Genomic DNA, 23,897 nt, shown 5'->3' with positions numbered 1-23,897 from the left:
TAACGGGAGCATCCTGTATCAGAGCTTAATGTTATTAACTTTTGTTAATAAAGCGAGTCTCAAGCACTAAAAACGTTTGATTCTCACCACTTTCATTACTTCGAAGTCAAAGCCGGCGACACTTTCTGTTTCAGGATAGTAAGTCATGTTGACTTTATGACCCTGTAATGTGCGGAAACGTTTGGTTCGTTTAAACTTAAAAGGAGCATCACACCCTTCTATCATGACTGTGTGTTGCACCCAGTCATCTACATCTCGCTGCGTATGGGACAATATCTTCACACCTTCTGAATGCACCAACTGCTTATGCTTACTGAGCATTTGGTCAACAACATGTTTCATAGATTCCCTCTGTGCTTTGAAGTGAAGTCCCCCATTATAGAAGGTTTTTACAAAAATCTCCTTATCGATATCGATCCATTAACCAAGCGTAATGATAATAACCGCGTTGCCCAACCCGGCGTAGTCGACTAAAAGGAAATTTGGGCAAAGGTTGTTGGTATAGCGGTAATTGAGGTATCGCCTCACCAACGATAGATTGCGCAATCCGCTGGGCGGCTTGAGCGCTAAACGATACACCCGCACCGCAATACCCCAAACTGTATGACGTGTGATCTTGACTATAAATATGCGGCATATCATCTAATGCCGCGGCTATCCAGCCTGTCCAACTATAAGCTATCGATGTACTGCTAAGAGTTGGAAAAGCTTCTAACATCGCTCGGTACAAGCGCTGAGCATATTTAGGATTGTTGCTATCGGCGCCAGTTACCGCCCCCCTACCACCAAACAATATTCGGTTATCGGGTAATAATCGGTAATAGTACTTTAGTAGCCTCGTATCCATGGCGACCTGATGAGTATGTAAGCCCGCTTTAGCTAACTGCTCATCACTTAGCACCTCTGTAACAATGACATTACTTAAGATGGGTAAATATCGGCGGTCGATCAGTGGGTTAAACTTTTTAGGTGTATAAGCATTACCAGCAGAAACCACATGACGTGCAACAATTTGACTGTCGGGCGTAGTGAGTACATGTCCTTTCGCTGTCTGTTGCCACTCGATAACTGGGCTACGCTCATAAATCGCAACGCGCTTATCAATCAACATCTGTTTATAACCCAAGGCGAGTTTCAGCGGATTGATCCCAAATCCATCATCGTAACGCATAGCACCAAACGCTTGCTGATGATCCATAAACTCTTGTTTGAAGCGATTCGATTCGATGAACTCTGCTTGGCCGCCAAGATGATTAGCAATAAAGTCAGCAGCTGATTGCAACTTGTGGACATGTTTTGGGTTGTGAGCAATTTTAAGGTAACCCGTTTGCTGTGGCTCACAAGCTATTTGATGTTCTGAAATCAAATCATCAACACGTTCGACCGCCTGAGTAAATTCCCTGTATATGCCTTTAGCAACGTCAATCCCCCAACGTTTCGCCATTTGCCCATACCCCAGTCGGCCAGAACCTTTCAGCACAAAGCCTGCATTACGGCCGCTTGCACCAAACCCGACTTGATTGGCCTCTAGTACAATACAATCTACATCAAACTGGCTGGCGAGATAGTGCGCTGTCAGCATACCGGTATAGCCAGCACCAATAACCACCACATCAGCGCTTTGCGTGCCCGTGATAGAGTCTAATGGCTTGGGTTGGCTTACTGTGCTAGACCAATAACTGCTTGGCCAGTCTTGATTAGCGGGATGGGTGCTGTGTAAAGGATCGTAATTCATAAAACTCACTCACGAAGGGTCGTGCTTGCGCTTCAAAGCTCGTCAAAGACTAATACCATTTCACAGGCAGTGCATTGACAATCTAAACCGCATAACACGCATAGATAGTCTGGTTGGTCAGGAATATTGTTCCAGCGTTTTGGGTGGTACTTAATGAGCTTGCCGCCAGCACTCGAAAAATAGCCTACCGCAGAGTTATTTGGACTTTGTTGCCAAAGATGGCTTACCCCCGCTTGCGCGCCTTGCGCCTTAGCGGCTGAAACAGAGGCTAACAATAGCTTTTTACCTATACCCTGCCCCCTAAGTGTTTCTGCAACGGTATTGCATTTGAAATAACACATCTTACAGACATCACAAGGCCACAGCGTTGGGCTACACCACTTATCTACATCCCACATACCCGCTGCGTAGGTTAAACGAAAGCCAACAATTTGCCCTGCGCTTTCTGCTACAAAATTTGCACTGATTCCATTATTGATAGAAAGCGCCTGCATTTTGACTAGGCTTGGTAAATCTAGATAACCATTCCCATGTACTAAATTACCCAGTTCAATGACTTGCTGATAATCATCTTCGTGTAACGCTCTTATTATTGTTTTCATAGGCTATATTGTAGGATTACTTCCTTAGCCACTACCAATCGATAGCAGAGCCATCATAGTTAAAGAATTTGCCAGTTTGATCAATCGACAAATTCTCGATAACTTGGGTCATGCCTTGTACGGACTCATTGACACTAATCAGTGCATTTGGGCCACCCATATCCGTTTGTACCCAACCTGGATGTAAACTAACACAAGTGATATTCTTAGGCTTTAAGTCAAGAGCCAAGCTTTTAACGACAGCATTAAGCCCTGCTTTCGACGAGCGATAAATATACGCACCACCACTACTATTGTCAGCCATACTCCCCATCTTGGAGCTAATACAAACTATGGTTGCTTGGCGCTGATTAAGTTTAGTCATCAACCCTTCAACCACCATTAAAGGCGCAACGGTATTGACCTGTAATACTTTAAGCCACTGCGCAACATCCGTTTGGCCAAGGGGCATTCCTTTTGGGCCATAGAAACCGGCATTGTTGATCAATATATCGATACCGCTATCACTGAGCTTAGCGCTTAATGCTGATATCGATTGCTGACTTGTAACATCAAGTGTTTGGATATTTAAAGACGAGTATCTCTCTAGTAACTGATGCAAACTATCTTCAGTATCCGTTTTGCGGCAACATGCTGTCACCTTAAATCCTTGAGCCAAATAGTGGTTTACAAAGGCTAAACCAATACCACGGTTGGCCCCGGTGATTAATACATGCGTAGTCATTTCAAAACCTTGTGAAAAAATATGAGTGGCAATGCTACCAGCGTAAAAGGATAGATGGCCAAATGCAAAAAGCGCGAGTTATTTCTGTTTCATTAGGAATAGGTCAATAAGATCAGCGATTTTGTCGTGAAACTGCTCTTCAACATCATTGAGTTGAATACCCAATACCGTTAAGAGTTGTTGCGCTTGAGCGAACGACAAGTTTTTCTTACCCACTAAATACTCAAACTCAGCAAGGGATTTGTCATAGCGAGGCAGAGGTAGCCATGCGATCGCTTCTGGATAAAAAGATTTCAGTTCAGCATGTGCATATCGACAAAACGCTTCGACATGGTCAACCCCTTGCGGACCAAGACATCCGGGCTCAATACGGCACAGTAATGTTAACTTCCTCATAAGTATTGGTTCGCTCTTTCCTATCCATGTAAAGCAAGATTGCTAACAGTATAGCGCGATCTGATGGACAAAATGTAATCTTATCCTCGCTTTTAGCCATTTACCTTTGTAGGTACTTTTGCGAAAATAATTGAAAAATACCAGCATCCATTATGAGCATCCTCAAATCGTTACAACAATATTTTGCAACAGCAAGTGTTAACCATACTGCGCAAATTCAAAGCCTTTGGAGTCATTATGGCAGCATTGACCGTTATAATGTCAACGGCAATCCAGTTGTCGTTAAAAGTATTAAAATCCCGCAAGCGCAGCAACATCCGCGGGGTTGGCATACCAATATAGGCCATCAACGAAAGATACGCTCTTATCAAATTGAAAAAAACTGGTACCGTAACCATCAAACAGATCATGGCGTCAGCTATTTGATGCCAACGCTTATCGCTATCATCGACGGTGACCACCAAGATCAGTTTTCGCTGGTATTATCTGATCTTGATGCATCGGGTTTCTGTATTAGGCCTAAACGCGCTAATTTGTCCCAGATTAAACTCATGATCCAATGGCTAGCGCAATTGCATGGCCAACACCTTACAAAGAAGGCAGATAACAACGCCATAAAAGATTATTGGTTACATGGCAGTTACTGGCATCTATCAACCAGACCCGATGAGTTGGATGCAATGGCAAACGGAAAATTAAGAGCTTATGCAAATGAAATTAGTCATCAACTTGATAACTGCATCTATCAAACCATCATCCACGGTGATGCGAAACTGGCTAATTTTTGTATCCATGATAGCGACACTAAAGTCGCCGCAGTGGATTTTCAATATGTAGGTAATGGTGTTGGCGTTAAGGACTTAGTCTACTTGCTGGGCAGTTGCCTAAATGCGCAGCAACTTAGTCAACATCACCCGACCTTGGTAGACTATTACTTTGAACAACTACAGCAATATAGCGAGCATTTAACCAACCACTTTGACGACTTGCAGCAGCAATGGCGACGTCTTATTCCATACGCCTATGCCGATTTTGAAAGATTTTTAGCAGGTTGGGCGCCTGAACATATCAAGCGCAACGAGTTCACTGACAATATGACCCGAAAAGCTATTACTGATATTGAGCTAGGATAGCGCTTTTTATCACCAAAAGTTATTTAGCGTAAACTCAATTAGGGTATAAACTCAATCCTAGAGAGCACATAGCGCACGTGAATCGGCATACGCCACTTAGAGGGTCACCTCATTTACACGTGAACTTGGCTCTCTTTTTATTTTGCACTCTTAGCTCGAGCCTGATACCTTTTTAATCATTAGTTTAGCTTGTTGTTTTTGTTTTGAAATTAGTGTTCTAATCACTAAAACATTGGCAAACATGGAGAGTGTTCAATGTCAGTAAAGTGCCGATTTAATTGTCTCGCAGTGATTGGTTGCTTGGTCTTTGCCCCACCCAGTTACGCCACTGAAGTACTATTTATTCACTCGTATCATTTAGACTACCCGTGGGTTAAAGAGTATCGCCAAGGCTTTATGGACACCATTGAACAAACCGATATCATTGAACATCAAATGGATACAAAAAGGATAGCGTCGAGCGATTTCAACCAATCGGCTGACAACGCGATTCAGCAGATACAAACCAGTGAACCTAAATTAGTGGTACTCGCCGACGATAATGCGCTCAAGCTTGTTGGCCCTGTTGTGGTCCAAAAACAGATCCCTTTGGTCTTTTTAGGTATTAACGACAACCCTCGCCAATACATTGCACTATCAAAAAATGTTAGCGGCGCATTAGAACGACCCTTGCTAAAACGTTCGGTGTCTAGTTTAAAAACCTTGCTACCGACGACAAAAAAGATTTTAGTGATGATGGATGATAACCCAACATCCTACGCCATCTTAGCCACTTCCTTTGACAATAAGCTTAAGCAAACTATTGCCGGCATTAAAGTGGACACCCTATTGTTCAGTCGCTTTTTAGACTGGCAAACCGCAATAGAGCAAAGCAAAGCCAATGGCTATGATGCGGTAATTATTGCCAATTATGCGGCCCTTAAAGACACTAATGACAACAACGTCAGCTTAAACAGTGTCAGCCAATGGACCAGCGAACATACACCAATCCCCTTGTTTGCATTTTGGGACTATTCCATAGGCCATGATAAAGCCATAGGGGGTCTTACGATTAACGGTTACCAGCAAGGCGTGGTTGCCGCACAGCACGTTAATCATTTCTTTAATGCTGGCTCGCTGCCCAGTATCAGTACGCCCAATCGTGGTGAATTGGTATACAGTCAGCAGCAGTTACAGAAATGGCATATCACCTTGCCGAGCACGCTTGAAAGCCGAGCGAAAATCGTCCCTTAATCTTAATCGGTTTGTTTGTCACTAGTAATTAGACATACCTTTTTACACAATCTCACTTTAACAATCGCCACAATTCGATAACATGACAAGCTAACTATTCTTTCGCCTATATGCAGCTGGCCCATACTGGCCGCTGTTAGCTTCAAAAAGAGGACCTATTTGTGGCTACTCGTAAACAGATGATCTTACCTTTTGTGGTACTTGCCGTTGGGATCGGCGGTTTTATCGCAATTTCTTCGATGAAAAAACCACCTGCAGAAAAAGAAGAGGTCGACAATACCCCTATCGTGGCGGTTACTGAGATCAGTAAAGCACCGATGAATTACTCAGTGAGTTCTTACGGTTTAGTTAAAGCCAAGTACGAAACAGAGCTAGTCTCGCAAGTTAATGGTGAGATCCTATTCCTAGCTGAAGAGTTTGTTCGCGGTGGGTTTGTTAAAAAAGGCGCTATTCTAGCGAAAATCGACCCAAGTGATTACGAAGCCAATCTGCTAGATGCCGAAGCGGCCTTAGCCTCTGCCAAAGCCACATTAGTACAAGAACGTGCCTTTGGTAAAGTCGCAGAAGAAGAGTGGAAGCGTATCGAAAATGGCGTGCCAACTGAATTAAGTTTACGTAAACCACAATTAGCACAAGAACTCGCCAAGTTGAATTCTGCAGAAGCTGGTTTAAAGCGTGCTAAACGCGACTTAGAGCGAACCTTTATCCGCGCCCCCTATGATGCCTTAATTGAGTCGCGTCACATTGGGCTCGGATCATACGTGTCTAAAGGCAGTATGTTAGGCAAAGTATACAGTACCGATGATGCAGAAATTCGCTTACCTATTGGCGATAAAGAATTACGTTACTTGGATAACCGCGGTCAAAACGCCACGGTGACCATTAGCGGTGAATACTCTGGTGAGCAACATCAATGGCAAGCCACAATCGTCCGAAGTGAAGGCGTGATTGATGACAACAGTCGCATGACTTATCTGGTTGCTGATGTCAAAGATCCCTATGCCCTGCTAAGTGATAAAAAACAGCTGCGGTTTGGTACTTACGTAACAGCACAAATTAAGGGCTCACAAGCCGGTTCTGTTACCCGTATTCCTCGCCATTTGGTTGTTGCTGATAAAGTGGCTATCGTCAGTAGCGACAACAAGCTTAAGTATCAAACGGTCGATGTATTAAGACAAGTCGGTTCTGAAGTCATCATCGCTGATGGGCTAGAGCCTGGCATGAAAATCATCACCTCTGCATTGGACTATCCCGTTGAAGGTATGGCGGTAGCCTTGATGGGTGAAAAAGATAGCCTAATTGAGGATAAAAATACTGACACACAACTTGCCATGGACGATAAGGAGTAGTGCCAGTGAGTGATACTAATAAAGGCATCATCGCTTGGTTTGCTCGCAATAGCGTAGCTGCCAATCTGTTGATGATCATTATCATTGTGGGTGGCTTACTGACAGCTAATACCATAAGAAAACAGTTCTTTCCGCAAGTTGATATTAACTGGGTCGAATTTAGCGCCTTTTACCCCGGGGCGGCCCCCCAAGAGGTAGAAGAAGGCATCACTATTAAGGTCGAAGAAGCGCTAGAAAGTGTCCAAGGCCTTAAACGTGTCATCACCTATTCAGACCGCAACGCAGCCCGAGGCTATTTTCGCATAGAAGACTCCTATGATCCTCAGGTCGTACTGGATGAAATCAAGTCTGAAATTGATTCGATATCAAGTTTCCCTGATGGGATGGAGCGCCCGCGGGTAGAGCGAATTAAGATCCGTCAGGAAGTCTTCTATATTAGCCTCTATGGCGATTTGACCCACAAACAACTTAAACAATTGGGCGAAAACATTCATGACGAGCTAATGCAGTTACCGTCTGTGAATATTACCGATTTTTATGGTGGTTTGGGCCATGAAATAGGCATTGAGGTCAGTAAAGATAAACTACGAGAATATGGGCTTAACTTTAATGATGTGGCTAACGCCGTTCGTGGTTATTCTCGCAATATGTCTGCGGGGCAGATCCGCGCAGAAAATGGTTACATTAATTTACGTGTGCAAAACCAAGCCTATGTGGGTTATGAGTTTGAGAACCTTCCGCTGATAACCTTACAAGACGGTACCAATTTACTGTTAGGTGATGTTGCCACCGTGATTGATGGTTTCGAAGAAGGTATTCAATACTCTAAGTTTAATGGCAAAAACTCGGTGACCTTTTTTGTTGGTGCTGCCAAAGATCAAAGCATGACAGATGTCGCTGATATCGTTAATCGCTACATCGAAGGTAAACAAGCTGAATTACCTGAAGGCTTAAAACTAGAGACCTGGGTTGATATGACCTATTACCTTGAAGGTCGCCTAAACCTAATGCTCGACAGTATGAAGAGTGGTGCAGTATTGGTCTTCTTGATGCTGGCACTATTCCTACGTGTAAGGTTGGCTTTTTGGGTGATGATGGGCTTACCCGTCTGCTTCTTAGGTACGCTATTGTTCATGCCGATGTCGATGATTGGCGTCACCATTAACGTCATCAGCTTGTTCGCCTTTATTTTGGTATTGGGTATTGTGGTCGATGATGCCATCGTAATGGGAGAAAGCGCCCATAGCGAATGCGAAGACAAAGGGCAAAATATTGATAACGTCATCCGCGGTGTTCAGCGGGTCGCTATGCCAGCAACTTTTGGTGTATTAACTACGATTGCGGCATTCTTGCCACTGACACTTGGCGATGGTCCCTCCTCCGCTTTTGGTAAGGCTATTGGTTGTGTGGTTATTCTGTGTCTGTTGTTCTCTTTGGTTGAATCTAAGCTCATCCTACCCGCGCATTTGGCCAGAATGAAGCAAAGAACCATAGTGCAACCCGGTTCTAAGAATCCACTCGACTGGTTGCGTCTTGGGGTAAACTTTTTACAAACCAAAGTCGACAAAGGCTTGCAGCATGTTATCCAAAACATCTATCGACCAAGTTTGGCGGCAGGTGTTAAATACCGTTATACCGTCATCATGGTGTTTTTTGCCTTAATTTTATTGTGTGCCGGCATGTACAACGGCGGCATTATCCGCTATATCGGCCAACCGAAAATCCCCCATGATTTTCCTCGGGTTAATCTCGAAATGAATGTCGATGCCTCGGAGCGCGCCACACTTTCTGGTGCACTTGCCATTGAGAAAGCACTAATGAAAGTCGATAGCGATTTAGAAGCCCAGTATGGTCAGAAAATGATTTCTGACATCCAGGTTGATCTACGTGGACGCACCAATGCTGAGGTCATGACTAAGCTAGTTGACCCAGAATTAAGACCAATTGACACTTTCGAGCTGGCGGAGCTTTGGCGCCGCGCCATGCCGCTGATCCCGGGAATGAAGTCATTCACTATTCAAGATGATCTTTTTGGCGGCGGCAGAGACGATGGCGATATTAGCTTTAGATTGGAAGGTAAAAACGATATCCAACTCGTCGCAGCAGCCAAAGAGTTAAAAGATAAACTCAACACCCTGCAAGGTGTCGGTGATGTGAACGACAGCCGTCAGTCTAGCGCCAAAGAAGTGCAGTTTGAGCTTAAACCTCTAGCACATGGTCTCGGCCTTACGCTGGCAAATATTGCTTCTCAAGTTAGCCATAGTTTTTATGGTCTTGAGGCCCAGCGCATCATACGCAACGGCGAAGAGATCAAAGTGATGTTACGTTACCCCGAGGAGCAACGTAATTCTATCGCGCAAGTCCATGAGGTGATGATTCAAACGCCACTAGGCGCTGAAGTACCGCTGTCTGAAGTAGCGGAAATTCATGTCACTCAAGGCGTCAGTGGTATTCGCCGTGAAAATGGCAACCGCACCATCAATGTATGGGCATCGGTGGATGCCGATCAAGCTGAACCCTTTAAGTTGGCCCAGGAAATTCGAGATAATTTCATTCCGGATCTACTTAAGCGTTACCCCACAGTGAAAAGTGAAGTGGCTGGTAACATTCAAGAGCAAATGGAAAGCGCGAGCACCCAACTTCGCGACTTCTTTATCTCGTTAATGGTAATTTACAGCTTACTAGCAGTACCTCTACGGTCTTACTCGCAACCACTGATGATTATGGCTGTTATTCCTTTTGGGGTGATAGGATCAGTCATGGGGCATAAGATTTTAGGTATTGATTTAAGTGCCCTATCGCTATTTGGTATTATCGCCGCAGCAGGCGTAGTAGTTAACGACTCGCTGGTGATGGTTGATCATATCAACAAAGCCAGAGCCAGTGGCGTAGCGATGAAGCAAGCGGTACTTGATGCGGGTTGCCGAAGATTTAGAGCTATCTTACTGACGTCACTAACCACATTTATTGGTTTAGTGCCTATCATGACCGAAACCAGTATGCAGGCTAAGATGGTTATTCCAATGGCTGTGTCACTGGCGTTTGGTGTATTGTTTGCGACAGTCGTGACCTTAATGCTCATCCCTTGCTTATATCTGTTTATTGAAGATATTAAGCGTCAAATGGGCAGAATTGCTGATTTGTACCGTACAACGCCAAAGCATGCATTAGACAACCAATAGCGTCTAAGCATCTAATTTAGCGATGCTGTTTGCTAAACATTAAAGGGCGACTCCATTGAGTCGCCCTTTTTGTTCAAGTCAAAAATAGAAGTCCGCTTTATAACCAAGAGAACCCTAGGGTTCAATACCGCTAGAATGAAAAAAACCGCTACCTATCGATAAAGGGGTTATCTTAATATGGCGACGAGATACCCGACCTTGAACAATCGCAAACCTAGGGTTCATCGCTGTAGAACGAAAAAAGGCTACTCTTTCGAGTAGCCTTTTTTCTTAATATGGCGGAGAGATAGGGATTTGAACCCTAGATGGGCTATAAACCCATGCCGGTTTTCAAGACCGGTGCATTCGACCACTCTGCCATCTCTCCGAACGCGGCGAATAATATAAGCCTTACTCGCCATTGTAAAGCATTTATTTAAGCGATAGGTTTGAGTGGTTAACTTGCAATCAATCGCCTTTATTAACTTGATCTGACAGCGCAATTCTAGCCGGATCCGGTTTACAAAAATTCTGCTTAAGTTGTTGCCAGTGTTCGAGTTGGCTTACCTTAAATCCAAGTAGAACACCGATAGAACAGATAACTATGCCCACACCTATCGCGACCGTTGTATGTTCGGCAAACATAGCCACCACGCTTGATGCGCCAAAAGCGATGCTTATTTGTAAAAAGTTCTGTAACCCTGCTGCCTTAGTCGCATCATCCTTAAAGGTCTGCAGCGCATTATTAACAACGATTGGATAAATTGCACCGTTCGCCGCGGCCAATAGCGCAAAAATCACTAGCAAAGGCATCAAAGTAGCAACGGGCAACAGTAAGGTTACGCTGGCAATAGCAGCAACACACAAGAAAAACACGCCAAGCAACGCTTTTAACGCTACGCTCGCCCCGAGTTTTCTGATCAACAACTTACCACTGTAACCACCAACAATGAACATCACCGTTTGCGGAATAAAACTTAAGCCAATTTCGCTGGCACTGTAACCGTAATGCTCCATAGCAATGGGCCATACCGTTAAGTAAGAGAAAAAAGCACCGGAACAAGCACCAAAAATAATGACATTACCCAAGTAGCGTGGCGACTGCAGTAATTGTCGGTAGCTTTTACCTTTTTCACTGACCTTACTCGGATTAGGCTTTTCTTGACTGACAAAGCCGACTGTCGCTAATACCAATACCAAAGCCAATACCGCTAAAATCAAAAAGATAGTTTGCCAACCAGCGATGCCCAGAACAAATGCACCTAAAAGTGGCGCCAATGCAGGAGACAGTGCTACCAAAGGCATAATATTGGAAAACACCTTTTGGGCTTTATCTGCATCATATTTCTCAATGACGATCGCTTGCCAAATCACCCCTGCACTGCAGGCACCAATGGCTTGCACAAAACGAGCAAGGTTAAACACAAATATCGATTCAGCATCTGCAAGTATCACACTTGCGACAGCAAACAAAACCATGCCAACGATTAAACTGTAACGTTTACCTATTTTGGCAACTAACGGGCCATATAATAGCTGACCTATTGCAAGTCCGGCTAAGAAGGCAGTTAACGAACCGGCAACCTGTGCTGCACTAGCTTGCAACGAGACCTCAATAGATTTGAATGCAGGTAGGTACATGTCTGTCGCAACAAATCCCAACATGCTAAGTAATGCCAAATAGGCTAAAAACACGTAATATTGCGTTTTGGGGAACACTTTCATTGATTAAATACACTAACTAAAAAAACAGAACGCGCAGTCTAAAGACTTGATATATGAATGTGAAACGTTTATTTTTGCTTATAGCGTTCAAATATTCTCACAGCAAAAGGGATGATGCATATGTTCACCGAACAAACAATGCAACTAATTGATATGGTTGCCAGAGTCGGAAGTTTTACCGCCGCAGCTAATAAATTGCATAAAGTGCCCTCAGCAGTTAGTTACGCAGTAAAACAAGTAGAAGAAGAGCTTGGAGTCGTGTTGTTTGAGCGGCACCACCGCAGTGTCAGCCTCACCCCCGCGGGCGAACACTTTGTACAACAAAGTCGAACCATGCTCACCAATATGGCCAAGCTGAGAGAAAATACTCAACGCGTTGCCAATGGCTGGCAGCCTACTCTCTCCATCGCCCTAGATAACATAGTTAGAGCAGACAGGCTTAGCGCGCTAATTGCTAACTTCTATCGCAATTTTGATAATGTGGAACTGATCATTCGAATAGAAGTTTTCAATGGCGTATGGGAAGCCATCGCATCCGGGCGCAGTGATATTGCCATTGGTGCCACCACTGCAATCCCTGTTGGTGGTGATTATCACTTTAGAGACATGGGTGAAATTGAGTGGGCGTTTTTGGTCAGTAAAAACCACCCATTAGCGGCAATAGATACGCCACTAGAAGATGAACAGCTTAAGCAATATCCATCTATTTGCTTAGAAGATACTTCTAGAGAGATCCCCAAACGTATGACTTGGCTACTAGAAAACCAACGCCGACTTGTGGTACCGGATTGGATTAGAGCGATTAACTGTTTTAGAGAAGGCTTAGGCATAGGTTATATGCCGATGCATTTCGCAGCGCCATTTATTCAAAACGGCACCTTGATCCAAAAGCAACTTGTTCGCCCGAAAGCCCCTAGCCCCTGTTGTTTAGCCTGGAACAGCGCCAACCAATCTCCGGCTATGCAATGGGTCCTTGAGTATCTGGGCGATACCGAAAAACTGCAGCGAGATTGGTTTAACTAGTATTATGCTGGTTAGGCACTTTAAGTCATTGGGCAGCTAAGGTATGATTTAGCTAATCAATTGCATTTTGCTTACTTAACTAAACGATTGAGTTTGCACAGCATCGTCCGGTTTATGGAGACCACAATGAGACAAGAAACACTTCACGCTAGCCAAAGTTCAACAATGGAAGTGAACAAGCTGCTAAAAAACACCTACATGTTGCTGTCTATGACTTTGGCGTTTTCTGCAGTTTGCGCTGCATTAGCCATGGCGATGCAGATTGGGCCTATTATGTCGATTGGTCTATCGCTAGGCAGCCTAGTATTGTTGTTTGTGACACTTAAGAAAGCAGAAGGCGCATCAGGTCTAATCTGGATTTTCGCTTTCACCGGTATGCAAGGAGCATCACTCGGTTACATACTCAATCATTACGCAGGCTTGGCAAATGGCCCGCAGTTAATTATGCAAGCGTTTGGTCTAACATCAGTCGTTTTTGTCACCCTATCAGCCTATGCCATTACCACTAAGAAAGATTTCTCTTTCATGCGTGGCTTTTTACTTGCTGGTTTAGTTATCGCCATCGTAGCGGGTATCGCCAACATCTTCATCGGCAGCGGTGTGGTGTTTATGGCACTTAATGCAGGTATAGCACTTTTGATGACCGGTTTTATTTTGTACGATACCAGTCGCATTGTGAATGGCGGTGAAACTAACTATATCCGTGCAACCATCGCACTATTCCTAGATTTCTTAAACTTATTTGTTTCTATCTTGCATTTAATGGGTATGGGTAACGACGATTAATCCCAATTTTAAAAAGAGATAGTATAAAATGGCTCCCTTCGGAGCCATTTTTCATTACAGATACCTAAAGCTATATAAGTGACAATGAGTAAACTCATCATTCAAGTTAATCAACCCGCTTATGGCAAACAAACCAGCTATACAGCGTATAAATATACTGAAGCAGCGCTCAAGCAGGGCCATGAAGTGATTTGCGTGTTCTTTTATCTAGACGGCGTACACAACAGCTCAGCCTTACACCTACCCGCATCGGATGAATTTGATTTGGCAGGCGCCTGGCAGGAACTTAGCGAACGACACAATGTTAAACTAGTCAATTGTGCATCCGCTGCCCTACGCCGTGGGATAATTTCGCAAGCCGAAGCACAAGATAACCAGCTACCTCACTGGAACCTTCACAGCCGATTTACTATGGGCGGTTTAGGTGAGCTTGTCACTGGCATTGAGCATGCCGATCGTTTAATCAGTTTTTAAAGTAGGTTAACTTAGATGAAGAAGTTGCTAATCATTTTTAGACACAGCCCCCAAGGCAGCAGTGCCAGTCGTGAAGGGTTAGATGTCGCTTTATTGAGCGCGACATTTGAGCAGCAAGTCACTATTTTATTTTGTGATGAAGGGGTCTATAACTTACCCAAACAACAAGCTGCCTTAACGGGCAACCGTGATTTTTTATCTACTTTTAAAGCGTTACCTATGTATGATATTGACGACGTATACGCTTGCCAATCAAGCTTAAAGCGTTATGGCGTTGATGCGGCTCAAAGCCCCTTTTCTGTGGACGTTATCGATGAAGCGGCCATTAAACAGCAAATTAATCTGGCAGATGAGGTATTAGTATTTTGAATGTACTACATCATATCTCAACATCAACAAACCAAGACAATGCGTTAGCGGTTTGCCTTGCTTATGTTCAGCAAGATGACACCATTGTATTAAGTGGAGATGCAGTGTACCCATTAGCACAGGGTCTTCAACAGCATGACTCTCTGCATGAATATAGCGTCAAATTACTTGAAAATGATGTTGTGGCCCGCGGGCTTAGCGAACATTACCAAAACCATCAGCTTATTAGCTATGATGAGTTTGTATCATTAACCCTAGCTCATAAGAAGGTCATTAGCTGGTGAAGCATATCGAAGTTGCAGGACAACACCTAGCCACAGATAAACAAGGATACTTGCTTGATAGCCAGGTTTGGACTGAACAAGCCGCGCAAGTTATCGCTGCGAAAGAAAATATCACCCTAACGGAAGCTCACTGGGAAGTCGTTAATTTTGTACGGGAGTTTTATCTTGAATACAATACCAGCCCGGCAATTAGAGTGCTGGTTAAAGCGATGAAGCAGTCGTTCGGAGAAGAGAAAGGCAACTCCAAGTATCTTTATAAATTGTTTCCTGTTGGCCCTGCCAAGCAAGCGACCAAAATTGCTGGCTTACCTAAACCGGCTAAATGTATATAGCCAAGATATAAAAAAACCTAGCTATGGCTAGGTTTTTTATTAGGCACTTATGCCAGATTTTGTAATACCACCCATAAGGCTTCGCCAAAGGTGGCAAACATGATTCCGCCAAAGACACAAATGACCGCTACATAAGCAAGCCACTGAAAATAGCGACTTCCCTTATTCATCATTCATTCCACAACTACTCGACTAACACTGCCCCGATAGACCGTGATACATCACTTAACTGCCTTGTGATATATCACGAAGCTGGTTTTAACCAATAACGTCTGTACCGCCCATATAAGGACGTAACACTTCCGGTACTGTGATTGAGCCGTCTGCGTTTTGGTAGTTTTCTAATACCGCAACTAAGGTACGACCTACCGCCAAGCCTGATCCATTCAGTGTATGCAGCAAAGCAGGCTTCTTAGCTGATTTCGCTTTGTATCTTGCTTGCATACGGCGCGCTTGGAAATCTTGCATATTACTGCAAGAAGAGATCTCACGGTAAGTTTTTTGTGCTGGCAACCAAACTTCAATATCAAAAGTCTTAGCAGCACCAAAGCCCATATCACCGGTACATAACACCACTGTACGGTAAGGCAAGCCTAATTTTTGTAGTACGGTTTCTGCATGACCAGTCAGTGATTCAAGTGCAGCCATTGAGTCTTCTGGCTTAACCAACTGAACCAATTCAACCTTATCAAACTGATGCTGGCGAATTAGACCGCGGGTATCACGTCCATAAGAGCCGGCTTCACTACGAAAACAAGGAGTGTGCGCAGTGAGTTTTACCGGTAAATCTGCTTCATCGATAATCGTATCGCGAGCAATATTGGTCAGTGGGACTTCAGCTGTTGGGATCAGGCTTAGACCCTGCCCCTCTTCTGTTGCAGGCTGGGTATGAAACAGATCTTCACCAAATTTTGGTAGCTGGCCAGTACCCAGTAAGCTGTCTTCATTAACAAGCAAAGGCACATAAGTTTCAGTGTATCCATGCTCTGTGGTGTGCAGATCTAACATAAACTGGGCCAATGCACGATGTAGTCGCGCGATCTGCCCTTTCATGATAATAAAACGAGAGCCCGTTAATTTAACCGCATTCTTAAAATCTAACCCCTGCAGTGCTTCACCTAAATCAACATGATCTTTAACTTCAAAATCAAACTGTTTTGGCTCACCCCATTTGCGGATTTCCACATTGTCATTTTCATCAGCACCGTGTGGCGCCGACTCATCTGGAATATTAGGCACACTCATGGCAATGGCATTTAGCTCTTCTAGCAGCGTGGCTAATTCAGATTTTTTCGCATCAAGCTGCGCACCTAAATCACCCACCTGAGCCATGATCGGCGCAACGTCTTCGCCTTTAGCTTTTGCTTGGCCAATAGATTTTGAAATGGCATTACGTGAAGCTTGTAGCTCTTCGGTAGCAACTTGCAAAGACTTACGCTTCTCTTCAAGTTTGCTTAATTTGTCTACGTCTAAAATGAAGCCACGAGTTGCTAGACGTTCCGCTGTTGTAGCAAGTTCAGTTCTTAAGAATTTTGGATCTAACATGTTATTGTTTCTTATCTATTTAAATACGTGAAAATACTAATTGCTGACCGAGGTATACCATAAAAATACACAGGCTCAAATTCAGCGCAATGTTCAAAAATGCTTTTATCCACTGTGCCGATTGAATCAACAACAGCGTTTCATTCGAAAAAGTTGAAAACGTGGTTAGCGCACCTAACAGTCCAACTCCAATCATGGCTTTTATTTCAGGACTGACTTCGCTGACCTGACCAAGCGCATAGATGAGCCCCATCATAAAGGACCCTAAGACATTGACGATAAGTGTACCAAAAGGGAAACCAGAGCCAAATAGCGAAATCGCCAAAATTGAAATTAGATACCGAAAAACCGCACCTATCGCACCACCCATCGCCACATAGAGAACATTAATCATACCGTTTACGCTCACTAAGTTGATCTAACTCATCCAGTTGCGCCAATTTAGCACGAATACGTTTTTCAAACCCGTGCTCAGTTGGATGATAATATTGCGACGATTGGATCTCTTTTGGAAAGTAATTTTCACCTGCCGCATAGTGATTAGCTTCATCATGGGCATAGCGATAGCCTTCACCATAACCTAACTCGGCCATCAATTTAGTTGGCGCATTGCGTAAATGGTGAGGAACAGGTAGGTGCCCTGTTTCTTTAGCGGCCGCCCTAGCCGCCTTAAATGCACTGTAAACGGCGTTGCTTTTTGGGGCACTGGCCAGGTAAATGACTGCTTGTGCCAAAGCTCGCTCGCCCTCTGCGGGTCCAACCCGATGAAAACACTCCCAAGCATTAAGAGCTACAGTCATAGCAGTGGGATCGGCATTACCGATATCCTCTGACGCTATCGCTAATAATCGCCTACCGATGTAAAGCGGATCGCAGCCACCTTCTAACATACGGCAATACCAATAAAGGGCCGCATCGGGCGCCGAGCCACGAATCGACTTATGCACCGCGGAGATCAGGTCATAATATTGATCGCCGCTTTTATCAAAACTCGCCAACGATTCGCCGGCAACTTCTGCTACTAACTCTGCGGACAAGTTTTGGCCATCATCGACCATATCACTCATTAATTCGAGTAAGTTAAGCGCTCGGCGTGCATCACCATTGCAAGCATTTGCGAGCAACTCAGCGACATCATCAGCTAAAACTAAGCCCCTTTTGCCCAGTCCCCGCTCAGCATCATTGAGCGCTTGGTGCAAGATTTGGATAATCTCAGATTGCTGCAGGCTTTTAATAATGTAGGTACGCGCCCGTGACAATAATGCATTATTGATTTCAAACGAGGGATTTTCAGTGGTGGCACCGATAAAAATCACCGTGCCATCTTCAATGAAGGGTAAAAAAGCATCTTGCTGGCTTTTATTGAAGCGGTGGACTTCATCAACAAACAGCAAGGTACGTTGACCTCGAGATTGCGCTACACTTTTAGCGTGCTCAATCGCGGCTCTGATCTCTTTTACACCCGAACTTACAGCAGAAATCCTTTCAACATGGGCGTTGGTGTAGTGTGCTACCAGTTCGGCTAACGTGGTTTTTCCGGTGCCCGGCGGCCCCCAAAACATCATCGAGTGAGCACGACCAGACTCCAATGCCCGCCTTAGTGGCTTACCTTCAGCTAACAGGTGCGACTGACCAATATATTGCTCAAGTGTAAGCGGCCGCATTCTTGCCGCTAGCGGCCTAAAATCAGGTGCGAAGTCAAAACTTAGACTAGACAAGGCTTAATTAGTCCACTGACTTTAGACGTTGATCGTCAATATCTACGCCCTCTGGTACAGTAAAATGAAACAGCGAGCGATCATCATCGGCTAACGCTTGTTGTTCAGTTAAAGTAAACTGACTTAAGTTCCCTTGCTGATCTTCCAGCTCCATACTCGTAAGTGTCGTGTCGTTAAAACAGACAGAGACCTTAACTACGCTTGCGTCTAGCGATTTTGGCTTAATATCAAAACAATCATCACGTTGTACCACTTGATAAGCTTGCCATGTTTGCTCATCACGATGCACTAACAGAGCAATAGGCGATGCGTTGATGGCATCATTTAAATCAAGCACAGAGACTTCTTCGGCAAACGGGTTATAAATCCAAACATCGGTTCCGTCAGCAACGATGAGTGACTCGTCCGGTTGCTGCAAGTGCCAGTAAAATTGGTTAGGCACTGCGAGTGCAAACACGCCGCTGCCCTGTTGGATCAGTTTATCATTGACGTCAGTCACGATTTGTTGAAACTGAGACTGCAGGGTATCCAATGCAGCCAACTTATCTTTTAACGCTTGTGCATCTTCGGCAACAACCTGGCTAGCCCAAAGTACGGGCAATAATACACAGCAGGTTTTTACAAAATTACTCATGTTGGTTCCTTGGTAGCACTGAGTGCCGTTTAAATTCATTAGAAGTCTTTTGGTGGCGGAGGCGCGAGTACCTCTCGGTTACCGTTATGCCCTTGAGGACTTACCACACCCGCAGCTTCCATTTGCTCTATGATCCGCGCCGCGCGGTTATAACCAATCTTGAACTTACGTTGCACACTAGAAATCGAACCTCGACGGGTTTCGGTAACAAATGCCACCGCTTCATCATAGAGCGCGTCGGTGTCTTCATCTGATACTGGCGCCTCACCGGGTAGCAGCACTTGCTCACCTTCTGCACTACCTTGCAAAATCTCATCGATATACTGCGGTTTGCCACGTGCATGCCAATCAGCGACAACGGCATGTACTTCATGGTCATCAATAAATGCGCCATGGACACGGATAGGAACGCTAGTTCCCGGTGGCAAATAAAGCATATCACCCATACCTAACAAGGTTTCTGCACCTTGTTGATCTAAAATAGTTCTAGAGTCAATACGAGAGGATACTTGAAACGCCATACGTGTAGGAATATTGGCTTTAATCAAACCGGTAATCACGTCAACAGAGGGACGCTGGGTCGCCAAGATAAGATGTATGCCTGCCGCACGGGCTTTCTGGGCTATACGTGCAATAAGCTCTTCTACCTTCTTACCCACAATCATCATCATGTCGGCAAACTCATCAACAATTACCACAATTGATGGCAGCTTATCTAACTCTGGTGCGGTTTCTTCCATACCATCGCTAGCTCGCCAAAGCGGATCGGTGATCACTTCGCCATTATCTTTAGCTTGCTTAATTTTGGCGTTATAGCCTTTAAGATTACGCACACCTAGCGCCGACATTAGCTTGTAACGCCGTTCCATCTCACCCACACACCAACGCAGCGAGTTCGCCGCTTCTTTCATGTCGGTCACCACTTCACATAATAGGTGCGGTATCCCTTCATAAACCGATAATTCAAGCATCTTGGGATCGATCATGATAAATCGAACATCATCGGGTCCGGACTTATACAACAAACTGGTGATCATGACATTGACGCCCACGGATTTACCCGAGCCAGTAGTACCGGCTACCAGTAAATGTGGCATTTTGCCCAGATCGACCACTACCGGCTCACCGGCGATATCTTGTCCCAATACCATACTTAAGTGTGAGGGATGATCAGCGAATGCCTGGCTATCTAAAACATCGCGCATAAATACCGTTTCTCGGAATTTATTGGGTAACTCTAAACCGACGTATGCCTTACCGGGAATCACTTCAACCACGCGCACGCTTTCTGCTAGCAGTGAGCGGGCGAGATCTTTTGATAAATTGGTGATTTTTGAGGCCTTAACACCTGGCGCGAGTTCTAGCTCAAAGCGGGTTACCACCGGACCTGGAAATACCCCCACCACTTTGGCCACAATATTGAAGTCTGCCAGTTTGACTTCGACTAACCGCGCGACTTGATCCAACTCTTCTTGGCTAATCGGATTACTCTTACGATTAGGCACATCTAAAAGCGATATTTCTGGTAGAGGCGTAACGGGCTTAACTGGCACTTCACTGTCGCTACCTGGCAGCACGACAATGCCGTCGACTATTTTTGCACTGTCATTTTGCTTATCTTTTGCCGGTTTAGCGACGCTAAGTGCCCCACTTGATTGCTGCGAGTCAAAATCGATGGTGTCATCGTCTGTATCGGTAGTAACCGCAACCTGAGTTTCTACGCTTTCAGCGTCAGGCTCATTGGCGCTAAAAGGCACAATATCGTCATGATTAAGGGTAGGCTCTGCACGTCGACCCCGAGTGAAGTTGTCAACATCCACGGCATTTTCGCCGTTAATGTCGCCATGTTCTTGCTCGTCACGCGCTTGTTCATCATCTTGCTCTGAATAGTCGAGCTCGGCTGCCGCTTTTTCTAGTTTGCGTTGTTCGCGTTTTTCTTTGAACTTATCGACTACAGACATAAATCCGCGAGTATCTTCCGTTTCCTCGTCGTGATTTAACTTCTTAGGTAATGCAATAATGGATTTAATAAGCCATATGGTGCCAAAGCCGGTAAGTTCTACCACAGTTAGCCAGCTCACACCGGTTAATAAAGTGAAGCCTGCTCCGACAAAACACAGCAGCAATAAAGTTGTCCCTAGCTGGTTAAAATACGGCAGCATGGCCTTGCCTATGACATCACCACACACACCACCGGCTGAAAATGCGTATATATCATTGGCATTCATACTGGCAAGCGCCGCAAGGCTGAAAATGATGAGCAAGAAACCAATAAGCCTTAAGCCCACTGAAAAATAATCAATTTCCAATAACTTATGAGTACGTTTAAACAGTAACCAACCCGTAAGCGCCATAATGACTGGAATGATATAAGCGGTATAGCCAAACATGTAAAATAGTACGTCTGCCATCCATGCACCCACCGCACCTGTGACATTTTGTATGTCCCCATCAAAATTAGACTGACTCCAGCCTGGGTCTGACGAATGGAAACTACTTAATGCCAACAAAACATAGGTCGCGAGCATGCAGCACAGAATAAGGCCGCCTTCGAGTAGGCGTTGCACTCCGCTCAAGGTTTTAACACTATTTCCCTTAGACAAACGAAAACCATAGTAAATAAATGACAGGTAGGCTAAAGATACCAAAAAAGCCTTAAGATGTGCAGCGATTTAGCTTTTGTTAATCACAATTAATGGCTATTTTTAGGCAGTTGCAGATAAAACACACAATGTAAGCAAGCTACTGACAGGCATAAAAAAAGGAACCCTATAGGTTCCTTTTATTACTACAAAAGAAAGTTAAGATTCTAAGGTCACATTGATCGCGACTTTATTAGTTTGCTTAACTTCCTCCATTACCACGTAGGTACGGGTATCGGAGACAGAAGGTAATTTTAGTAACGTTTCACCCAAAAGGCGACGGTATGCTGACATGTCAGATACTCGAGTCTTCAACAAGTAGTCGAAGTCGCCTGATACAAGATGACACTCTTGAATGTCATCAAGTAACTGAACTGCGCGATTGAACTTATCAAACACTTCTGATGTATCACGATTAAGCGTAATTTCAACAAATACTAACAGTGAAGCGCCAAGAAAATGCGGATTCACTAGTGCAGTATAACCGTTGATATACCCTTGTTTTTCAAGTCTTTTAACCCTTTCCAAACAAGGTGTAGGACTAAGACCTACACGCTTTGAAAGTTCAACATTTGAAATGCGACCATCAATTTGCAATTCATTAAGTATGTTACGATCTATACGATCTAAGTCTTTTATAGGACTCTTTTTATTATTAACCATATTATTAACCTTGTTTTATCACTAAAACAATATTTATTGCTACGTATGTCAAAACTTCAGCAGCATTAACTGCTGAACTGATACTATACTAGATTTCCCTGAAACAATCACGTTCAGGACACGACAAAATAACAATTTGACCCACAAATCATGGGTTTTTATGCAATTTGAGGCTTGAAGATGATAATTGGTGTACCTAAAGAAATCAAAAACCACGAATATCGTGTTGGCATGGTTCCATCAAGCGTACGTGAACTGACCGCCAAGGGTCATGACGTGTTTGTAGAAACCAGTGCAGGTTCAGGCATCGGATTTAGTGACCAAGATTATATCAATGTCGGTGCAGTGATTTTAGATACGGCCGCTGAAGTATTCGCTAAATCAGAAATGATCGTAAAGGTAAAAGAACCTCAAGCAGTTGAACGTGCTATGTTGCGTGAAGACCAACTGTTATTTACCTACCTTCATTTAGCGCCTGATCTACCTCAAACAGAAGATTTGATTAAAAGCGGTGCAGTGTGTATCGCTTATGAAACAGTAACAGACGACCGTGGTGCCCTTCCCCTACTTGCACCTATGTCTGAAGTTGCCGGCCGCATGTCTATTCAAGCTGGTGCCATGGCACTAGAAAAGTCTGTTGGCGGACGCGGCATGCTACTAGGTGGCGTACCGGGTGTTGAACCTGCAAAAGTTGTCATCATTGGTGGCGGTATGGTGGGCACAAACGCCGCACAAATGGCAGTAGGCCTTGGCGCTGATGTTGTTATCCTAGATCGCAGCATTGACGCGTTACGTCGTTTGAACGCCCAGTTCGACAACAAAGTAAAAGCGATTTATTCAACTGCTGATGCTATTGAGAAACATGTACTTGAAGCTGACTTGGTCATTGGCGGTGTATTAGTTCCAGGTGCAGCAGCGCCTAAACTGGTAACCAAACAGCATATTGCTAGCATGAAGCCAGGCTCTGCGATTGTCGATGTGGCAATCGATCAAGGTGGTTGTATTGAAACCTCACATGCAACGACTCACCAAGACCCAACTTATATTGTTGATGATGTTGTTCACTATTGTGTTGCTAACATGCCAGGTGCAGTAGCACGTACCTCAACATTTGCACTAAACAATGCCACCCTACCTTATATCATTAAGTTAGCGGATCTTGGTTACCGTAAAGCACTATTGGCTGACAAGCACCTGCTAAATGGCTTGAACGTCATGCACGGTAAAGTAACCTGTAAAGAAGTTGCTGAAGCACTAGACTTTGAATTTGTTGAGCCAACAGTCTTGCTAAACTAATGCAATAATAATTCAGATTTAAAGGGAGCATCATGCTCCCTTTTTTCGATTAGCTTAATCTAAAAGAATCTAA

The 23,897-nt window shown here is 44.4% G+C and carries 24 protein-coding genes and 1 tRNA gene; 11 read left to right on the top strand and 14 right to left on the bottom strand.

The annotated features are described in order from the left end of the window. Window positions 1-66 precede the first annotated feature (66 nt). The 5 genes from L865_RS0121740 to L865_RS0121720 form a co-directional block, all read right to left on the bottom strand. The gene (locus L865_RS0121740; RefSeq protein WP_028775150.1) at window positions 67-342 is read right to left on the bottom strand and encodes a hypothetical protein; all 276 of its coding nucleotides are present in this window, start codon (window positions 340-342) and stop codon (window positions 67-69) included. 61 nt (window positions 343-403) lie between these two features. Beyond that, window positions 404-1,735 (bottom strand): NAD(P)/FAD-dependent oxidoreductase, encoded by a 1,332-nt coding sequence (locus L865_RS0121735; RefSeq protein WP_037471766.1) that lies wholly within the window; start codon window positions 1,733-1,735, stop codon window positions 404-406. A gap of 32 nt (window positions 1,736-1,767) precedes the next feature. Continuing rightward, the gene (locus tag L865_RS0121730; RefSeq protein WP_028775148.1) at window positions 1,768-2,337 is read right to left on the bottom strand and encodes a GNAT family N-acetyltransferase; all 570 of its coding nucleotides are present in this window, start codon (window positions 2,335-2,337) and stop codon (window positions 1,768-1,770) included. Between the two features lie 31 nt (window positions 2,338-2,368). Further along, entirely contained in the window at window positions 2,369-3,061 is a 693-nt protein-coding gene (locus L865_RS0121725) for an SDR family oxidoreductase (protein ID WP_028775147.1), read from the bottom strand. A gap of 78 nt (window positions 3,062-3,139) precedes the next feature. Continuing rightward, on the bottom strand, window positions 3,140-3,457 hold the full coding sequence (locus L865_RS0121720) for a hypothetical protein (RefSeq protein ID WP_028775146.1): 318 nt from the start codon (window positions 3,455-3,457) through the stop codon (window positions 3,140-3,142). 152 nt (window positions 3,458-3,609) lie between these two features. Between L865_RS0121720 and L865_RS0121715 the strand changes: the two genes are divergently transcribed. The 4 genes from L865_RS0121715 to L865_RS0121700 all read left to right on the top strand — a co-directional run bounded on the left by L865_RS0121715 (window position 3,610) and on the right by L865_RS0121700 (window position 10,354). Further along, window positions 3,610-4,590, top strand: coding sequence for a phosphotransferase (locus L865_RS0121715; protein WP_028775145.1), 981 nt, complete (start codon window positions 3,610-3,612; stop codon window positions 4,588-4,590). 255 nt (window positions 4,591-4,845) lie between these two features. After that, entirely contained in the window at window positions 4,846-5,823 is a 978-nt protein-coding gene (locus L865_RS0121710) for an ABC transporter substrate-binding protein (protein WP_028775144.1), read from the top strand. A gap of 161 nt (window positions 5,824-5,984) precedes the next feature. Next, window positions 5,985-7,172: an efflux RND transporter periplasmic adaptor subunit gene (locus tag L865_RS0121705; protein ID WP_028775143.1), complete on the top strand. Its 1,188-nt coding sequence runs from the start codon at window positions 5,985-5,987 to the stop codon at window positions 7,170-7,172. A 5-nt stretch (window positions 7,173-7,177) separates the two neighbouring features. Continuing rightward, window positions 7,178-10,354 (top strand): efflux RND transporter permease subunit, encoded by a 3,177-nt coding sequence (locus L865_RS0121700; RefSeq protein ID WP_051484743.1) that lies wholly within the window; start codon window positions 7,178-7,180, stop codon window positions 10,352-10,354. Window positions 10,355-10,630: 276 nt separating this feature from the next. On the opposite strand, the gene L865_RS0121695 is transcribed toward L865_RS0121700, so the two are convergent. Beyond that, window positions 10,631-10,721 (bottom strand) — tRNA-Ser (locus L865_RS0121695). Between the two features lie 80 nt (window positions 10,722-10,801). After that, the gene (gene punC, locus L865_RS0121690) at window positions 10,802-12,058 is read right to left on the bottom strand and encodes a purine nucleoside transporter PunC (RefSeq protein WP_028775141.1); all 1,257 of its coding nucleotides are present in this window, start codon (window positions 12,056-12,058) and stop codon (window positions 10,802-10,804) included. Between the two features lie 120 nt (window positions 12,059-12,178). Here punC and punR point away from each other — a divergent pair, with 120 nt between their 5' ends. The 6 genes from punR (at window position 12,179) to L865_RS0121660 (ending at window position 15,326) form a co-directional block, all read left to right on the top strand. Further along, a complete protein-coding gene (gene punR, locus L865_RS0121685) occupies window positions 12,179-13,081 on the top strand; it encodes a DNA-binding transcriptional activator PunR (protein WP_028775140.1) in 903 nt (300 codons plus the stop codon). A 126-nt stretch (window positions 13,082-13,207) separates the two neighbouring features. After that, window positions 13,208-13,867 carry a Bax inhibitor-1/YccA family protein gene (locus tag L865_RS0121680; protein ID WP_028775139.1) on the top strand — a complete coding sequence of 220 codons (660 nt, stop codon included), beginning with the start codon at window positions 13,208-13,210 and terminating at the stop codon, window positions 13,865-13,867. An 84-nt stretch (window positions 13,868-13,951) separates the two neighbouring features. Continuing rightward, the gene (tusD, locus tag L865_RS0121675; RefSeq protein WP_028775138.1) at window positions 13,952-14,341 is read left to right on the top strand and encodes a sulfurtransferase complex subunit TusD; all 390 of its coding nucleotides are present in this window, start codon (window positions 13,952-13,954) and stop codon (window positions 14,339-14,341) included. Between the two features lie 15 nt (window positions 14,342-14,356). Then, on the top strand, window positions 14,357-14,710 hold the full coding sequence (gene tusC / locus L865_RS0121670; RefSeq protein WP_028775137.1) for a sulfurtransferase complex subunit TusC: 354 nt from the start codon (window positions 14,357-14,359) through the stop codon (window positions 14,708-14,710). After that, window positions 14,707-14,994, top strand: coding sequence for a sulfurtransferase complex subunit TusB (gene tusB, locus L865_RS0121665; RefSeq protein WP_037471763.1), 288 nt, complete (start codon window positions 14,707-14,709; stop codon window positions 14,992-14,994). Before tusC ends, tusB begins: the two co-directional genes overlap by 4 nt. Further along, window positions 14,988-15,326 (top strand): TusE/DsrC/DsvC family sulfur relay protein, encoded by a 339-nt coding sequence (locus L865_RS0121660; protein ID WP_028775135.1) that lies wholly within the window; start codon window positions 14,988-14,990, stop codon window positions 15,324-15,326. Before tusB ends, L865_RS0121660 begins: the two co-directional genes overlap by 7 nt. A gap of 47 nt (window positions 15,327-15,373) precedes the next feature. Here L865_RS0121660 and L865_RS26055 read toward each other — a convergent pair whose 3' ends face one another. The 7 genes from L865_RS26055 to lrp form a co-directional block, all read right to left on the bottom strand. Further along, window positions 15,374-15,496 carry a hypothetical protein gene (locus L865_RS26055; RefSeq protein WP_028775134.1) on the bottom strand — a complete coding sequence of 41 codons (123 nt, stop codon included), beginning with the start codon at window positions 15,494-15,496 and terminating at the stop codon, window positions 15,374-15,376. 88 nt (window positions 15,497-15,584) lie between these two features. Beyond that, a complete protein-coding gene (serS, locus tag L865_RS0121650; RefSeq protein WP_028775133.1) occupies window positions 15,585-16,871 on the bottom strand; it encodes a serine--tRNA ligase in 1,287 nt (428 codons plus the stop codon). Between the two features lie 19 nt (window positions 16,872-16,890). Further along, window positions 16,891-17,265, bottom strand: a complete 375-nt coding sequence (crcB, locus tag L865_RS0121645) for a fluoride efflux transporter CrcB (protein WP_028775132.1) — start codon at window positions 17,263-17,265, stop codon at window positions 16,891-16,893. Further along, on the bottom strand, window positions 17,258-18,589 hold the full coding sequence (locus L865_RS0121640) for a replication-associated recombination protein A (RefSeq protein ID WP_028775131.1): 1,332 nt from the start codon (window positions 18,587-18,589) through the stop codon (window positions 17,258-17,260). Before L865_RS0121640 ends, crcB begins: the two co-directional genes overlap by 8 nt. Window positions 18,590-18,596: 7 nt before the next feature. Further along, window positions 18,597-19,223, bottom strand: coding sequence for an outer membrane lipoprotein periplasmic chaperone LolA (lolA, locus tag L865_RS0121635; RefSeq protein WP_028775130.1), 627 nt, complete (start codon window positions 19,221-19,223; stop codon window positions 18,597-18,599). Window positions 19,224-19,261: 38 nt separating this feature from the next. Continuing rightward, on the bottom strand, window positions 19,262-21,826 hold the full coding sequence (locus L865_RS0121630) for a DNA translocase FtsK (RefSeq protein WP_028775129.1): 2,565 nt from the start codon (window positions 21,824-21,826) through the stop codon (window positions 19,262-19,264). Between the two features lie 198 nt (window positions 21,827-22,024). Beyond that, entirely contained in the window at window positions 22,025-22,528 is a 504-nt protein-coding gene (lrp, locus tag L865_RS0121625) for a leucine-responsive transcriptional regulator Lrp (RefSeq protein WP_028775128.1), read from the bottom strand. A 180-nt stretch (window positions 22,529-22,708) separates the two neighbouring features. Between lrp and ald the strand changes: the two genes are divergently transcribed. Continuing rightward, window positions 22,709-23,824 carry an alanine dehydrogenase gene (gene ald / locus L865_RS0121620; protein WP_028775127.1) on the top strand — a complete coding sequence of 372 codons (1,116 nt, stop codon included), beginning with the start codon at window positions 22,709-22,711 and terminating at the stop codon, window positions 23,822-23,824. Window positions 23,825-23,897 lie beyond the last annotated feature (73 nt).

It is taken from the genome of Shewanella waksmanii ATCC BAA-643, assembly GCF_000518805.1.
GTDB classification, from domain to species: Bacteria; Pseudomonadota; Gammaproteobacteria; order Enterobacterales; family Shewanellaceae; genus Shewanella; species Shewanella waksmanii.
This window is presented reverse-complemented; position numbering and strand designations above follow the sequence as displayed.

Bases quoted from the DNA above. Each gene is read 5' to 3' on its own strand.
- punR (WP_028775140.1), top strand. From the start codon at position 12,179: ATGTTCACCGAACAAACAATGCAACTAATTGATATGGTTGCCAGAGTC.
- L865_RS0121735 (WP_037471766.1), bottom strand. From the start codon at position 1,735: ATGAATTACGATCCTTTACACAGCACCCATCCCGCTAATCAAGACTGG.
- L865_RS0121740 (WP_028775150.1), bottom strand. From the start codon at position 342: ATGAAACATGTTGTTGACCAAATGCTCAGTAAGCATAAGCAGTTGGTG.
- crcB (WP_028775132.1), bottom strand. From the start codon at position 17,265: ATGATTAATGTTCTCTATGTGGCGATGGGTGGTGCGATAGGTGCGGTT.
- L865_RS26055 (WP_028775134.1), bottom strand. From the start codon at position 15,496: ATGAATAAGGGAAGTCGCTATTTTCAGTGGCTTGCTTATGTAGCGGTC.
- tusC (WP_028775137.1), top strand. From the start codon at position 14,357: ATGAAGAAGTTGCTAATCATTTTTAGACACAGCCCCCAAGGCAGCAGT.
- lrp (WP_028775128.1), bottom strand. From the start codon at position 22,528: ATGGTTAATAATAAAAAGAGTCCTATAAAAGACTTAGATCGTATAGAT.
- L865_RS0121720 (WP_028775146.1), bottom strand. From the start codon at position 3,457: ATGAGGAAGTTAACATTACTGTGCCGTATTGAGCCCGGATGTCTTGGT.
- punC (WP_028775141.1), bottom strand. From the start codon at position 12,058: ATGAAAGTGTTCCCCAAAACGCAATATTACGTGTTTTTAGCCTATTTG.
- L865_RS0121730 (WP_028775148.1), bottom strand. From the start codon at position 2,337: ATGAAAACAATAATAAGAGCGTTACACGAAGATGATTATCAGCAAGTC.
- lolA (WP_028775130.1), bottom strand. From the start codon at position 19,223: ATGAGTAATTTTGTAAAAACCTGCTGTGTATTATTGCCCGTACTTTGG.
- L865_RS0121715 (WP_028775145.1), top strand. From the start codon at position 3,610: ATGAGCATCCTCAAATCGTTACAACAATATTTTGCAACAGCAAGTGTT.
- serS (WP_028775133.1), bottom strand. From the start codon at position 16,871: ATGTTAGATCCAAAATTCTTAAGAACTGAACTTGCTACAACAGCGGAA.
- tusD (WP_028775138.1), top strand. From the start codon at position 13,952: ATGAGTAAACTCATCATTCAAGTTAATCAACCCGCTTATGGCAAACAA.
- L865_RS0121710 (WP_028775144.1), top strand. From the start codon at position 4,846: ATGTCAGTAAAGTGCCGATTTAATTGTCTCGCAGTGATTGGTTGCTTG.
- L865_RS0121725 (WP_028775147.1), bottom strand. From the start codon at position 3,061: ATGACTACGCATGTATTAATCACCGGGGCCAACCGTGGTATTGGTTTA.
- L865_RS0121680 (WP_028775139.1), top strand. From the start codon at position 13,208: ATGAGACAAGAAACACTTCACGCTAGCCAAAGTTCAACAATGGAAGTG.
- ald (WP_028775127.1), top strand. From the start codon at position 22,709: ATGATAATTGGTGTACCTAAAGAAATCAAAAACCACGAATATCGTGTT.